The following is a 15184-nucleotide window of genomic DNA, read 5'->3' as shown; positions in this document are numbered from 1 at the left end:
TCAGTCACTATTTCCGGTGACTGGCACACCGCTTTCGCGAGCAAGCCCGCTCCCACATTTGAATCTTCAGTGGCTCAAAGTTCGCGCACTACCCGGAAGCCAATCCAATCCCCCCGCGTCTGCGGGTAAATATTGTTGCGGTTACCCGACCGCGAAAACACCGGCGCCTCACCCCAGTCATTGCCGCGAATGATATAGGCCTCGCACGTCTGCTCCGACCAGGCACTGCCATCGGTCGGCGCGCCCACATAGTTCTCGTGGTAGCAGTCGGCAACCCGTTCATAGACGTTGCCGTGCATGTCGTACATGCCAAACCCATTCGGCGCGTAGCTACCCACCGGTGAGGAATAGCTGTAGCCGTCCGCCGGGCCGTAGGTGTTGGCGTGCTCGGCGATGCTGTAACCCTTGCCTGCGTCAAACGGGAACGGGAAGGGCCCCTTGGTCCCGCCTCGCGCGGCGTATTCGCGCTGGGCTTCGCTGACCATGTGGTACTGCTGGCCGGTCTTTTTCGACAGCCAGCTGACGTACTGCTGGATGTCGTCCATGTCCATGCACACCGCCGGCTGGCGCGGCCCTTGCGGGTAGCGCGGTTTGCTGGCGATGCATTCGCGGCCGGGGCGGGTGTCGCCGTTGGCGATCTTCACGCCGGTCTGGCGCACGTAGCTGTCCCATTCGCCGGCGGTGATATGGAAGCGGCTCATGGCGAAGGGCTTGGCGAAGGTTACGTCATGCATCGGGCCTTCGTCGGGCTCGCGGCCCACTTCGTCCTCGGGCGTGCCCATGGTGAAGGTGCCGGCGGGCAGCACGACCATTTCCGGGCAGTCCTTGCAGTCCTTGAACACCTTGCCCGGCTGCGGCGTGGCGGCCTGGGCCAGGCCCGGCAGCAGGGCGCTGCACAGGGTTGCCAGCGTGAGGCTGGCCAGGGGCTTGAGTCGGGATGGAATCATAGGGGCCTCTCGTCAAAGGGGAAAATGGGCGTCACAGGCGTGGACTCAGCAGGGCCATAAAGCGCTGGATCTCGTCGGAGGAATTGAGCAGGCCAGGCGCGGTGCGGATCACCGGGCCGGCGTCGCGGTTCACCGCATCGATGACCACGCGCTGTTTCATCAGGTCATCGGCGATGTCGTTGCTGTCCCGGTCCTTGACCCGGAAGAAGGTGAAACCGGCCGACAATTCCGGGCTGCGCGGCGTGACCAGTTCGATCTGCGGGTGGGCCAGCAGGTGCTCTTTCAGTTCGCTGTTAAGGGCATGGATACGCGCCTGCACCGGCGCCTTGCCCAGTTGCAGGTGCAGCTTGAACGCCTCATCCGCCGCCCAGCGATGTTCGAACGCGTGGTAGCCACCGGGGGTCATGGTGGTGGCGAAGTTGGTGTCTTCGGAGAAGGTCGGCACCATCGGCGTGACGTATGTGTTCTCGCTGTCGCGGGCGCAGACCAGCCCGGTGCCGCGTGGGCCGAACATCCATTTGTGGGTGCCGGCGATAAAAAAGTCGCAGTGCATGTCCGGGAAATCGAGGTTCTCCACGCCGAAGCCGTGCACGCCATCGACCACGTAGAGGATGCGGTCGTTGTCGTCGCGGTCGCGGTTGTGTTCATTGACCAGTTGGCCGATCTCGCCGATGGGCAGCTTCACGCCACTGCCGGACTGCACCCAGGTCATGCCCAGCACGCGGGTGTTGGGGCGGATGTTGCGCTGGATATTGCCGAGTACTTCGTCGGCCGAGATGCGGTTGGCGCTCTCGAACAACTTGAACCGGCGTACCTGGGTGCCTTGCTTGCGCACGCGAAAATTCAGCACGTTCTGGGTCGCATAGTGCTCGTGCACGGTGGTGAGGATTTCCTGGTCGGCGCGCAGCTGGATGCCGCCGTAGATCATCGCCAGGCCCTCGGACGTACTGCCGGTGAGGGCGATCTGCGCGGGTGCGGCCTTTAAATAACGGCCGGCCCATTCGCGCACCTGACCTTCGCGTTTCCAGGTTTCCTCCAGGCCCCAATCCATCGCCAGCCCAGGGTTGCGGTCGATCTGCTGGCGGTAGCGTTCAATGGCGTCGCGCACCGGTTTTGGGTGCGATGCGACGAGGAAGTTGGAGAAGTGCAGGTAGCTCGGGTCCTGGTTGAATAGCTGCTTGAGGTCCGTCCATGGGTTCTTTGTCGCAGGCGCGGCAGTGGCCGCCAGCGCTTCGGGCAGCAGTGGCAGGCTGGCGGCAAAGACGCCGGCCTGCTTGAGAAATGTACGGCGGTCGGTCATGGACGTGCTTCTAGGTGATTAGCGATTGGCCAAGGGCTTGGCGGCTTTTTGTACCTGGTCCCACACCCGCAGGAAGTTGCCTCCCCACAGTTTGGCGATATCGGCTTCGGAGTAGCCGCGCTGGATCAGCTCGGCGGTGACGTTGCGCACCTCGCCGACGTTTTCCCAGCCGTCGATACCGCCGCCGTCGTTGAAGTCCGACGCGATGCCGACGTGATCGATGCCGATCTTGCGCACGGTGTAGTCGATGGCGTCGCCCCAATCCTTGAGGCTGGCCTTGGGTTCTTCCTCAAGAATGCCGTACAGCCCCTGGGCGTACTGGCCGAATTTCTGCTCGGGCCAGGCGGCAATGATCGCGTCGCCGGGCATCAAGGCCATGGCCAGGTTGGGCAGTGGCGGCAGGTCGAAACGCGCGCGCAGGGTGTTGAGCTTGTCCTGGGTCGGCTGGCTCAACGGGCGCAGATAGGCCGGGAAACCGACGACTTGCACCACGCCGCCGCTGTTTTTGATCAGTTGCAGCTCCTTGTCGCTGAGGTTGCGTGGAATATCCACCGACGCACGCGGCGCCGAGTGGGACGCGACCATCGGCGTGCGGCTCAGCTGCGCCACTTGCTCCAGGGCCTTGGTCGACATCTGCGACACATCGATGATCACCCCCAGGTCATTGAGGCGGTGCACGGCTTGCTGGCCAATCGGCGACAGGCCTTCAAGGGCGTCGGTGGAGTCATTGAAAAACGGCAGCGGGCGCGACGAGTCGGACCAGGCGTTGTTGCCGATATAGCTGAAGCCGAACATGCGCATGCCGCGCGCCGCCCAGAAATCCAGCTGGTTCAGGTCATTGCCCAGCGGGTAGGCGTTGAGCATGCTGATAAAGATCGCGAACTTGCCTTCGCCATGCAGGCGGCGGAAATCGTCCGGGGTGTAGGCGATGCCCACCTGGTTGGGAAAGTCGCGGACCATGCCGGAGATGATCTTGTAGCGCACCTCCTGTTCGTGGCGGGCCTCTTCGACAAAACCCTCGGTGGGTTTGTGTGGCGCATTGTCGCCGTTCCAGATTTCCGGCCAGCCGAAAATCGTCAGCGCCGCGCCGGACAAACGCCCGCGCGCCGCCTTGGCCAGGTCGAACTGGCCGCTGCCATCCTTGTCGGCCTCGCTGCCGACGCCGCCGAAATCCAGGGGCACGGTGATATGGCTGTCGAACGACAACAGACGATCCTGCATCTCATTGGCCTGCTTGATAACCTCCCGCGGGTAGCCGGCGTTGCCCCTGAACCAGTGATCCCAGGCCAGGAAACCGGCCCCGGCGCCGATGGCCAGTGCCAGCGGCAAGCCGATATACAGCGCCTTTTTCGAACGTGGTTTTGTCATTGCCATCTCAGTCAGTTGAGGCCTTTGCTATCAGGGAAGAACGAGCGCTGGGCGCAGAAATTTAGGCGCCGCAGGGCGCGCGGTAAATTTCCCTGGCCAGCAAACGTTCTAGCTCTGATTAAGCCGTTTCCTAAGGTAGACAATGACGATCTCTCGACGTGGGTTCATCGCAGGCCTGGCCCTGACCGGCGCGGCCGTGCCGGCGGCCTTCTATGCCCATCGCGAGCTGACGCGTGAAGAAGAATTGCCGATCACCCCCGGCGAAGCCACGGTGGACCTGGCCGACACCGCCGGCCAGCACCTGGCGAACAGCCTGCGCGGGGTCTGGAGCCTGCGCCTGGAAGGCCGCGACGCCGGCCTCAAGGGCCTGCCGCTGCAAGGCCTGGAACTGCTGCTGGACATCGCCCCCCGTGGCCGTGGCCTGCGCGGTTACCTCGATACCGCCGCCAACCTGCGCGCGCCCGGGGAGCCGCGCTACCGCATCCTTGGCGACCTGCTTACGGGGGAGGGCACCACGCTGTATTGGCGCCTGATCGACCGCGACGCCCCCGGTGGCGTGCCCGCCTATGAATTCAAGATGACCCTCGACGAAGTCTGGGGCGTGTTCGGCAACGCCGGCAGCGGCACCCTCAGCGGGCAGATCCTCAACCTTGATCGTCCGCTGGCCCTGATCGAGCGCGACCACCGTTTCGTCGCGCACAAACAACTGTTCCCTGAAGCCCGCGAGCGCATCGGCCTGAATCCAACCCTATTGGCCTGGCTGATCTCCGCCGAACACCGCTTGTTCCACCAACTCTGGCACGCGACCCGTGACCAATGGCACAAGCTCTCTGAAGAAAAGCGCGACGCCCTGCGCGGCATCGGCTGGCAGCCCGGCCCGCGTGGCCAGGAGCGTGATGCACGGGGCAAACGCAAGGACCGCAACGGCTCGGGCATCGACTTCTTTTTTATGCACCGCCATATGCTCGGCACGGCGCGCTCGATGCAGGACCTGCCTTCCTGGCCGCAGTTTCCTGAGCCGCAGCCGGCGCTGGAGCGGGATCGCCTGGGCTTCGTGCGTTACTTCGACAACCACGACGGTTTCGCCTTGCCCCCCACCTGGTCGGCGCCGGACGACGGCGACTACACCCAGTGGGTCAGCGACATCAAGGCGGCCGAGACCTACCACAGCAACTTCCAGGTGTGGGAATCCCAATACCGCGATCCCCGCTACCTGGCCAAGTTGACCCTGGGCCAACTCGGCTCCGAGATGGAGCTGGGCTTGCACGACTGGCTGCACATGCGCTGGGCCTCGGTGCCCCGCGACCCCTCCAACGGCGGCCCGGTGCCGTTCGCCCGCGACCCCGCGGACTTTGCCGCGCGCTGGTATGCGGCGGAAAACGACTTTCTCGGCGACCCGTTTTCGTCCCATGTGAACCCGGTGTTCTGGCATTTCCACGGCTGGATCGACGACCGTGTCGAAGACTGGTTCCGCGCCCATGAACGCTTCAATCCGGGCGAAGTCAGCCGTCTTGAGGTCAACGGTGTAGCGTGGTTTGCGCCGGGGCGCTGGGTGGAAGTCGGCGACCCGTGGCTGGGCCCGGATACCCATGGTTGCAGCACCACGCCGGGGTTGCAGATGGGACGGTCGATGGAGATGGACCCGGAGACCATGAAACTGGCGTTGCGCATTACCTTTGGCGCGGAGGATGACGTGCTGCAAGGGTTGTTCAAGCGGGTGCCGCAACGGCCCTGGTATGCGCGGCATTTGAAGGTGAAGCGGCTAGAGGCCTGATTGCGCCGCAGCCAACTACAACTTTTACGATGTCAATGAACCGCAGTGGGGCGCTAAGGTGCTCCCTGCGGTATTGGTCGTGTATCGCCTTTTGAAAGGCGGCCGGTCGTTCTCTTTCTCTTCTTGTATTTGTAGGATTCACGCCTGTTGATGTTAGGAAAAATCTGTCTATACCCAAGTTTAATAATCGAGTTGTAGTTTGTTGTCTGGGTGAAAGCTCTTCTTCTGACAGATATTTCGTGTTTTGTTGTTTGTGAATAAATGAAAAGTTGAAATAAAGTTTATCTGGGTACTTTGTAGGATGCATCCTCAAAACTCTGGCGAAAGTTCCCGTGCGTGGTTCGGGGGCTGGTAAAAAATATCCGGGATACTCCATTCTTGCGGCGACAGACATCGGTGCGGCAGGGGCGACTATAAAGTCCCTCTTCGGCCGATTTATTAGTTCGCCATACGGCAAGGATGGGGTTATGACGCTCGATAGTTTTCAAAATGAAGTTCCCAAGGCGCGGGTCAATATCAAGCTGGACTTACATACCGGCGGCGCCCAGAAAAAAGTTGAATTGCCCTTGAAGTTAATGGTGATGGGCGACTACAGCAACGGCAAAGAGCAACGCCCGCTGTCGGAGCGGGGCAAGATCAATATCAATAAAAACAACGCTGACAGTGTCCTCGGTGAATTCTCGCCCGGGCTCAAACTGGTGGTGGAAAACACCTTGCCGGATGAGGCCGCCGACACCGCCGTCGAGTTGAGCTTCCAGCGCCTCAAGGACTTCGAGCCGGAGCAGGTCGCGCGGCAGGTCCCGCAGTTACGTGCACTGCTGGCGATGCGCAATCTGTTGCGCGATCTCAAATCCAACCTGTTGGATAACGTGACCTTTCGCCATGAGTTGGAACGCATCCTCAAGGACGATGCGCTCAGTGATGAACTTCGGGCCGAGTTGGCCGCACTGGCGCCGAGCCGTTAATTCACTTCTGTGGATCTAATCTAAAGGGAGATTTGACTATGTCCGTAGAACATTCTGGTTCTCAATCCAACGGCGGTGCGGTCGTATCGGAAAACAGTGGCGGGGTCTACGCTGCGCTGTTCAGCAAGATCAATTTGAGCCCCGTGATGGAGTTGGGTGGGCTTGAGGTATTTCAAAATACCGAAGCACTTTCCGATGTCTCTGTTGATGAGCGGGTGACTGCAGCGGTTAATGTATTCCTGCAGTTGCTGAAACGGTCTTCACATAAAGTCGAGCGCTTGGATAAGGTGCTGTTGGACGAACATATCGCTGCACTGGACGGGCAAATAAGCCGTCAACTCGATGCAATCATGCACCACCCGGACTTTCAGCGCGTCGAATCGACCTGGCGTGGGGTGAAGTCGCTGATCGACCAGACGGATTTCCGCCAAAACGTGCGCATCGAACTGTTGGATATCAGTAAAGAACATCTGGTACAGGACTTCGAGGACGCGCCGGAAATTGCCCAGAGTGGCCTCTACCTGCATACCTACACCCAGGAGTACGACACGCCGGGCGGCGAGCCCATCGCGGCCGCCATCTCCAACTACGAATTTGACCGCAGCCCCCAGGACATTGCCCTGCTGCGCAATATTTCCAAAGTGGCGGCGGCTGCCCATATGCCGTTTGTGGGGGCTGTCGGGCCGGCATTCTTTGGCAAGGCGTCCATGGAAGAAGTGGCCGCGATCAAGGACATCGGCAATTACTTTGACCGTGCCGAATACATCAAGTGGAAGTCGTTCCGTGACAGTGACGATGCGCGCTACATCGGCCTGACGATGCCGCGCGTGCTGGGGCGGCTGCCCTATGGTCCCGACACCGTTCCCGTACGCAGTTTCAACTACATCGAAAGCGTCAAGGGACCGGATCACCACAAGTACCTGTGGACCAACGCCTCTTTTGCGTTCGCCGCCAACATGGTCAAGAGCTTCATCGCCAATGGTTGGTGCGTGCAGATCCGCGGGCCGCAGTCGGGTGGCGCGGTGACGGAGTTGCCCATTCACTTGTACGACCTGGGTACTGGCAACCAGGTGAAGATTCCTTCGGAGGTGATGATCCCGGAAACCCGCGAATTCGAATTTGCCAACCTGGGGTTTATCCCACTGTCCTACTACAAGAATCGCGATTATGCGTGCTTCTTTTCTGCCAACTCCGCGCAGAAACCCGCCCTGTACGACACCGCCGATGCCACGGCAAACAGCCGCATCAACGCGCGCCTGCCCTACATCTTCTTGCTGTCGCGCATCGCCCATTACCTGAAGTTGATCCAGCGCGAAAACATCGGCACCACCAAAGACCGGCGCCTGCTGGAACTGGAGCTGAACAAATGGATTGGCGGGCTCGTCACCGAAATGACCGATCCCGGCGATGACCTGCAGGCTTCGCACCCGCTGCGCGAGGCGAAGGTGACGGTGGAGGACATTGACGACAACCCGGGCTTCTTCCGCGTCAAGTTGTACGCCGTACCGCATTTCCAGGTGGAGGGCATGGACGTGAACCTCTCGCTGGTTTCGCAAATGCCCAAGGCCAAGGCCTGAGTCAATCGTAGGGAAACGATGCCATGAAGATCGATCGCCCACTGTGGGCCAGCGGCGTATTGCTGTCGGCGCAGCAATTTCAGCAACAGGCACGTTGGGAGGCCTGGGCCCACGAACAGCTCGCTCAGCTGAGCCTGGTGCACCCCTGGGGTGTCCAGGCGGTCGGGTTTGATCTGGACGCCTTGCGCCTGGGCAAACTCAAGGCCACCCAATTGTGCGTACGCCTGCCTGACGGTACGTGGGTCGATACCGACGCTGTGGACCGCCTGCCGCCGGCCTTGGAGTTGGCCCGGTCGCTGGCCGATGGGGTTCCAGAAGTGCTGGTGCACGTGGCGTTGCCGCTGGAACAGGCCAATGGCAGCAACTGCCTGTTTGACGGTGGCAGCCCCGACCGGCCGACCCGCTATCGCCAGGACTGGCGTGAGGTCCAGGATCTCTACGCCGATGAGAAACAGTCCATCGGCGTGCTGGAGCACACCCTGAGCCTGCGCCTGCACAATGATGACAACGCTGATTACGTCACCTGTCCCGTTGCGCGCCTGGCCCGCGACGGGCAGGGCGCCTGGCGCCTTGACCCGGTCTATGTGCCGCCGCTGCTGAGCTTTGCGGCACACCCTGGCTTGCTGCGCCAGCTGGACAACCTGTTGACGCAATTGGCCGCCAAACGGCAACGGCTCATGGGCATGCGGCGTGAGAGCAACCAACGCATGGCCGACTTTGCCGTGGCCGACGTTTCGCTGTTCTGGCTGCTCAATGCGCTGAATACCTATCAGCCGGTGCTTGCCGACCTGCGGGACTTTCCAGCCAGGCACCCCGAGCAGGTCTACGGGGAACTTATCAAGCTCGCAGGCAGCCTGCTGACGTTTTCATTGGAACACGATCTCGACAAGGTGCCGGCCTACCGTCACGACCAGTTGGAAGCGGTGTTCGCGCCGTTGATGAACACCCTCTCGTCGTTGCTGGAAGCCAGCCTGCCGTCGCGGGTGGTTGCCCTGGAGCTGGAGGTGCATGGCGCCAATCGTTGGCAGGTCAAGTTGAACGACCCGCGCCTGCGCGAGCCTGACGGCGCGGATTTCTACCTGTCGGTGCGCAGCCGCCTGCCGGCTGCGCAGTTGCAGGAGCAATTCCCGCAGCTGTGCAAGGTCGGCACACCGGACGAGGTCGATTACCTGATAAATGCGGCACTCGACGGTGTGCCCTTGCTGGCGCTCGCGCATGTGCCGGCGGCGATTCCACTGCGGCTGGAAAACCAGTATTTCGCGCTCAATTTCGCCCATCCGAAAGGGCAGGCGGTATTGGCCGAAGGGGTGTGTGCGTTCTACGTCCCCAGCACATTGGTCGAGGCCAAACTCGAACTGTTTGCGGTGTTGCGCACATGAGCCGGGTCAATCCAAATGGGCGCAGCGTATTGCCTGCGGACATCGATGAGCTGTTGCAGGACACCTATCTACTGGTGGTCGAGTTGCGCCAGGGCGCTTTCACCGAGGGTCAACCGCCGCTGTGGCCGCTGTGCATCGAGCAGGTCGAACGGGTGCGGCAGCGGCTCGCATCGGCGGGCATGGCCCCGCGCGACATCGACTACATCTCCCACGCGCAATGCGCGTTGCTGGACGAGACGGTGCTCACCTTTGCGAAAAAAGACGATCAGGCGGCGTGGGCAAAACCGCTCCAGGCCGAGTTTTTCAACCACCATCAGGCGGGCGAGTTCTTATACGAAGACATGCAGGCCGTATTAGGCGAGCCCGCGCCTGATCGCCAGGTCCTGACGGTGTTCCAGCGCGTGCTGATGCTCGGGTTCCAGGGCCGTTACCGTGACCCGAACGACCCCGAACGTGAACGCCTGTTGAACGCGCTCAACGCTCAGGTTGCGCCCTTGCGGCCCAGCCAGGGCCTGATTACCCAGGCGCGTGGTGGCGTGGGTTCGGGGCTAGGCTGGCTGCAGTCGCCGTTGATGCATGTGCTCGCTGCCGCCGTGGTGTTGGCGGCGATGTGGTGGGGGTTGGATCAACTGTTGAGCGACACGGTTGTTTCGCTCTTGCCTGATAACGCGTGAGGACCAGATGAGCATCACTTCTCACCGTGTGCTTATCCTGTGGGCTGGGGGATTGCTCCTGGCGCTGCTGGCCATCATTCCACTCGCCGTCGGGTCGCGCGCCACTGGGGTCTTGCTCGGGCTGAGTGGCATCGGCGTGGCCTGGGTCGCCGTGAACCGCAGGGCCGCCGCGTTGCGCGCATCCGTGCCGCTTGACGATACGGCCGCCTTGCCTGCGGCGTCCTTCCGGCATCCCGTGGTGCTGGTCTGTGGCGATGGGCTCGATGCACTGTTTGGCCCGGTCGCTGCCGAGCGCCTGGCTCTGCGGGTGATCCCTTCGGGTTGTTATGTGCGCGTGCCAAGCCTGGAACAATTACCGGCGATCAGCGACGCCATCCTCGCATTGCGTGCCGGTTGGGGCGCTCAACTTTGCGTGATGTTTGTCGTCAACCCCAGTGCCCATGGTGACAGCGCTGCGCTGCTGGGCCGGGTGCGAGCCTTTGGCTACCAGGCCGCCCTGGCGCGCAAGCGTGGGATCGCGCTGCCGCTGTTGCTGGTGAGTTACCTGCAAACCTCGCAAGGTGCCGCTCCGTGGTTCAGTTGGGAGCAGGGCGAGGTCCAGGCCCGCGCCCGGGACCACGACCAGTGCGCCACGCTGGACGAGTGGCAGCAGCAAGCCGTTGATACGCCCACCCGCGCCGCACGCCTGCACGCCTGCATTCAACTGAACAGTGTCGCGCAATGGCTGCACGATGGGGTGTTGCCCAGCCTCGGTCAGCACGACACGAATGCAGCCTGTGTGTGTGCGATCAAAATGGTCCCGGCGCTTGCCCATGCAGTGGAAGGGAACCTGTGGTGCCAATGGCTTGCGCAGAAGGTGGCGCTGGTTGACCGCCGGGTGAGCGATGCAAACGCGGCATTGCCCTTTCCTGATGCGTTGCTCGGCGCGTTCAAGCGCGGCGCCGTGTACACGTCACTGCAACGTGCCAGCGTCGTGGCGTTGTGGTTATGGGTGATCGCCAGCGCCGTTGCACTGGCCAGTTCCGCTTGGCAGAACACCCTCTTGCTGCGCCAGGTCAGTGATGACCTGCGACGTTATACCTCGATCCCACCGCCAACACACCGTGAGCAACGCGCATTCCTGCTGCGTGAAGACGCCATCACCGCGCTGCGTCATACGGCCCGGCGCCTGGACACCTACTACCGGCAGGGCGAGCCCCTGGCCCTGGGGCTGGGCCTGTATCGCGGCGAGCATTTGCGCGCGCCTCTGCAGGCCGTGTTGGCCGCACATGTCGAGCCGCCAATGACTGTCTTGCCTACGGGGCCGGCCCGTGTGGTGCGGCTGGACAGCCTGTCGCTGTTTGCCAGCGGCAGCGCCCGGCTCAAGCCGGGTTCGACCAAGGTCCTGATCAACGCGCTGGTGGACATCAAGGCGCAGCCCGGCCTGCTGATTGTGATCGCCGGGCACACCGATGCGACCGGCGACGCCGAGAAAAATCTTCGACTTTCCTACGCCCGCGCCGCTGCCGTCCATGGCTGGATGCAGCAAATGGGTGGAATTCCCGACAGCTGCTTTGCCGTGCAGGGGGTCGGCGCCAGCCAGCCGATTGCAAGCAACGACACTGACGCGGGGCGCGCCGCCAACCGCCGCGTCGATATCCGTCTGGTGCCTGAGCCGGGAGCGTGTTCGCACCCGGCCCAGGTGCCGGACAGGCAACCCCCTGTCGCCTATCGCGACGTTTGATTCCCAAGAAAAGGAGCTTCACATGGCAATTCCCGTTTACCTCTGGCTACAAGACGACGGCGGCGCTGACATCAAAGGTTCGGTGGATGTGCAAAAGCGCGAGGGCAGTATCGAAGTGATCGCCCAGGACCACAGCCTGTACATCCCGACGGACAACAACACCGGCAAGTTGACCGGGACGCGGGTGCACACCCCGTTCCTGTTCTGCAAGGAGATCGATGCTTCCAGCCCGTACCTCTACAAAGCCGTCACCACCGGACAAACCCTAAAGAGTGCCGAGTTCAAGTGGTACCGCATCGACGATGCGGGGCAGGAAGTCGAGTACTTCATCACCAAGCTGGAGCAAGTCAAGGTGGTGAAGGTCGCGCCGAAAATGCATGACGTCAAAGACCCCGGCAAGGAGAAACACAACCACCTTGAGCAGGTTGAGTTGCGCTACGAGAAGGTCACCTGGACCTACAAGGACGGCAACATCATTCACTCCGATGCCTGGAGCGAACGCCAAAGCGCTTGATGGAGGTGATCGGTTGAGCGTTCGCGCGCGGGCGCTCAGCCGAACACATCGCGCCTCAAGACTGACGACACCACCCGCCCCTTGGCGAGGACCTATTTCATATGGCTCATGATTCCACCCGTTTGCTGCGGCGACTCAACCCCTACTGCGCCCAGGCGTTGAGTGCGGCAGCCTCGTTGTGCCACGGCAGTGCGCACGCGCAGATCACCATCGAGCACTGGCTGCTCAAGCTGCTGGGCCAGGGGGAGGGCGACCTGACGGTCATCGCGCGGCGTTACGAGTGGGATCTGGACGCGCTGTGGCATGGCTTGCTTGAGCACCTCGACAGCCTGCCACGCAGCATGCAGGGCAAGCCGCAGTTGTCCGAGCCTTTACAGCAGCTCATCAGGAATGCCTGGCTGCGCGCCTCGCTCGACGACAACCACGACAGCCTGCGCTCGGCACACCTGCTCGGGGCCTTGATGGAGACGCCCAGCCTGTTGGCCTGCGAAGCCGCATGGCCGATGCTCAGCCTCAGTCAGGCGCAACTGCAGCGCTTGATGGTGCTGCTGGATCAAACGTCTGAGGAGCGCCCCGCGTTGAAGAGTGCCCCTGAACCGGTCGCCATTGAACCGACGCAACATACCGCAGGGCAGGCAACGCTCGACCGGTTCACCCAAGACCTCACCGCCAAGGCTGCACAAGGCAAGATCGACCCAGTGTTTGGCCGTGACGATGAGATCCGCCAGGTCATCGACATCTTGAGTCGGCGGCGGAAAAACAACCCGCTGCTTGTCGGCGAGCCTGGCGTTGGCAAAACCGCCTTGGTGGAAGGCCTGGCATTGAACATCGCCCAGGGGAGGGTGCCCGACAGTCTCAAGTCCGTCTGCGTACGCACCCTGGACCTGGGCTTGTTGCAAGCAGGCGCCGGTGTCAAAGGCGAGTTCGAGCAGCGCCTGAAAAACGTCATCGATGCCGTGCAACAGTCCGAGATCCCCGTGTTGTTGTTTATTGACGAGGCCCACACCCTGATCGGCGCCGGCAACCAGGCCGGCGGTGCCGACGCGGCCAATCTGCTCAAGCCGGCCTTGGCCCGTGGTGAATTGCGCACCATCGCCGCGACCACCTGGAGTGAATACAAGCAGTACTTCGAGCGCGACGCGGCCCTCGAAAGACGCTTCCAGATGGTCAAGGTCGATGAGCCGGACGACGCCAACGCCAGCCTCATGTTGCGCGGCCTGAAGTTGCGCTACGCCAGCCATCACGGCGTGCATATCCAGGACGCGGCGGTGCAGGCGGCGGTGAGCCTGTCGCGGCGCTACCTCACCGGGCGTCAACTGCCGGACAAAGCGGTGGACCTGCTGGATACCGCCAGCGCCCGTGTGCGCATGAGCCTGGACTGTGAGCCGCAAGCGCTTGTGCGTCTGCATGCCCGTTGTATGGCGTTGGCGTTGGAGCGCCAGGCACTGGAGCAAGACCAGGCCCTCGGTGGCGAGGGCGTCGACGAACGCCTGGCGTTGATTGACGCGCAGTCCACTGATTTGCAACGTGAGTACGCCGTACTGAAACAGCAGTACCGGCAAGAGCGCCAGTTGATCGAGCAACTGCTTGAAACGCGCCAAGCGCAGCCGTTGCAGCGGGACAAATGTGCACGGTTGCAACAACAACTGCACGGCATTCAAGGCACTCAGCCGTTGCTGTCACTGGATGTCGATGTGCGCAGCGTGGCGCACGTCGTCGCCGATTGGACCGGGGTGCCGCTGGGCAGCCTGCTCATGGACGAACACACCCACCTCTTGGCACTGGAACAACAATTGGCACAACGCGTGATCGGCCAGGCCCCAGCGCTCAACGCGTTGGCGCAACGGCTGCGCGCAGCCAAGACCGGGCTGACCCATGAGCATGCGCCGCTGGGGGTATTCCTGCTGGTGGGCACCAGCGGCGTGGGTAAAACCGAAACCGCCCTGGCCCTCGCCGACAGCCTGTTCGGCGGTGAGAAATCATTGATCGCCCTGAATTTTTCCGAGTATCAGGAAGCCCACACTGTCAGCCAACTCAAAGGCTCGCCGCCTGGTTACGTCGGTTATGGCAAGGGCGGTGTCCTGACCGAGGCCGTGCGGCAGCGGCCCTACAGTGTCGTGCTGCTGGACGAAGTCGAAAAGGCCCACCGCGACGTGCTCAACCTGTTCTATCAAGTGTTCGACCGCGGCTTCATGCGCGATGGTGAAGGGCGCGAGATCGACTTTCGCAACACCGTCATCCTCATGACCTCCAACCTCGGCAGCGATCTCTTGCACAACTGCTTGCAAGCCCAACCCGACGCCCCCGACAGCGTGCTGCACGAACAACTGCGGCCAATCCTGCGGGAGCACTTCCAGCCGGCGTTGCTCGCACGGTTCCAGACCTTGATCTATCGCCCGCTGCAAGCCGAGGCACTCAAGCGCATCGTCGCGCTCAAGTTGGCCCGGGTGGCCAAGCGCCTGCGCGTGCACTACGACCTCGACTGCCGGCTGGGCGACTCACTCAACGACGCCCTGGTTGCCGCCTGCCTGCTGCCGGACACGGGGGCACGCAACATCGACAGCCTGCTCAACGAGCAGATCCTGCCTGTACTCAGCCAGCAACTGCTGGAACGGCGGGCGGCGCAACAGCGCTGCCAAAGCGTCAGTCTTGAGTACAGCGAAGCAGACGGCATCAGCCTGAGCTTCACCGATGGCGATCCTGCCTCTCAAACCGTCGTCCTGGAGGCCTGAGGATGAGTGTTTTCTTCGATCACAGCCGGCACACAGTGTGGGTGAGCAAGGTTGCAGCGCAGCTTGACGTCTTGGCCTTCAAGGGCGAGGAACGGCTCAGCCAGCCTTTTAGCTACCGCGTGGAGTTCACCAGCACCGACCTCGACCTCGCCGCTGACTCCATGCTTGGCAAAACGGCCAGCTTCAGCCTGCACGCCCCACCGCAAAAACTGCCGCTGCTGAGCTTGACGC

12 protein-coding genes are annotated in these 15184 nt (G+C 62.2%); 9 read left to right on the top strand and 3 right to left on the bottom strand.

Annotation, left to right across the window (positions count from 1 at the left end):
• Positions 1–74 precede the first annotated feature (74 nt).
• From NUV89_RS21255 to pvdM, 3 genes are read right to left on the bottom strand one after another with little or no spacing between them, the layout of a single operon-like run.
• Complete coding sequence (locus NUV89_RS21255; protein WP_257782851.1) at positions 75–947, bottom strand: formylglycine-generating enzyme family protein; 873 nt, start codon at positions 945–947, stop codon at positions 75–77.
• Between the two features lie 31 nt (positions 948–978).
• The gene (locus tag NUV89_RS21250) at positions 979–2247 is read right to left on the bottom strand and encodes an aminotransferase class V-fold PLP-dependent enzyme (protein ID WP_257782850.1); all 1269 of its coding nucleotides are present in this window, start codon (positions 2245–2247) and stop codon (positions 979–981) included.
• A gap of 18 nt (positions 2248–2265) precedes the next feature.
• Positions 2266–3615, bottom strand: a complete 1350-nt coding sequence (gene pvdM / locus NUV89_RS21245) for a pyoverdine-tailoring dipeptidase-like protein PvdM (RefSeq protein ID WP_257782849.1) — start codon at positions 3613–3615, stop codon at positions 2266–2268.
• Positions 3616–3757: 142 nt separating this feature from the next.
• On the opposite strand from pvdM, the gene NUV89_RS21240 reads away from it, so the two are divergent.
• The 9 genes from NUV89_RS21240 to NUV89_RS21200 form a co-directional block, all read left to right on the top strand.
• Positions 3758–5389: a PvdJ/PvdD/PvdP-like protein gene (locus NUV89_RS21240; protein WP_257782848.1), complete on the top strand. Its 1632-nt coding sequence runs from the start codon at positions 3758–3760 to the stop codon at positions 5387–5389.
• Positions 5390–5856: 467 nt separating this feature from the next.
• A complete protein-coding gene (gene tssB / locus NUV89_RS21235; RefSeq protein WP_257782847.1) occupies positions 5857–6354 on the top strand; it encodes a type VI secretion system contractile sheath small subunit in 498 nt (165 codons plus the stop codon).
• A gap of 38 nt (positions 6355–6392) precedes the next feature.
• Entirely contained in the window at positions 6393–7931 is a 1539-nt protein-coding gene (gene tssC, locus NUV89_RS21230; protein ID WP_257782846.1) for a type VI secretion system contractile sheath large subunit, read from the top strand.
• A gap of 23 nt (positions 7932–7954) precedes the next feature.
• Positions 7955–9310, top strand: a complete 1356-nt coding sequence (gene tssK / locus NUV89_RS21225) for a type VI secretion system baseplate subunit TssK (RefSeq protein WP_257782845.1) — start codon at positions 7955–7957, stop codon at positions 9308–9310.
• Positions 9307–9984 (top strand): type VI secretion system protein TssL, short form, encoded by a 678-nt coding sequence (gene tssL / locus NUV89_RS21220; protein WP_257782844.1) that lies wholly within the window; start codon positions 9307–9309, stop codon positions 9982–9984. The genes tssK and tssL overlap by 4 nt, the downstream gene beginning before the upstream one ends.
• A gap of 7 nt (positions 9985–9991) precedes the next feature.
• Positions 9992–11707, top strand: a complete 1716-nt coding sequence (locus tag NUV89_RS21215) for an OmpA family protein (protein WP_257782843.1) — start codon at positions 9992–9994, stop codon at positions 11705–11707.
• A 22-nt stretch (positions 11708–11729) separates the two neighbouring features.
• Positions 11730–12221 carry an Hcp family type VI secretion system effector gene (locus NUV89_RS21210; protein WP_257782842.1) on the top strand — a complete coding sequence of 164 codons (492 nt, stop codon included), beginning with the start codon at positions 11730–11732 and terminating at the stop codon, positions 12219–12221.
• 101 nt (positions 12222–12322) lie between these two features.
• Positions 12323–14953: a type VI secretion system ATPase TssH gene (tssH, locus tag NUV89_RS21205; protein ID WP_257782841.1), complete on the top strand. Its 2631-nt coding sequence runs from the start codon at positions 12323–12325 to the stop codon at positions 14951–14953.
• Between the two features lie 2 nt (positions 14954–14955).
• On the top strand, positions 14956–15184 hold a 229-nt coding region (locus tag NUV89_RS21200; protein ID WP_257782840.1), incomplete at its 3' end, for a hypothetical protein.

The organism is Pseudomonas sp. 18.1.10 (assembly GCF_024655625.1).
Lineage (GTDB): Bacteria > Pseudomonadota > Gammaproteobacteria > Pseudomonadales > Pseudomonadaceae > Aquipseudomonas.
The sequence above is the reverse complement of the archived record's forward strand: the minus strand, read 5'-3'. Positions and strand labels throughout refer to the sequence as shown.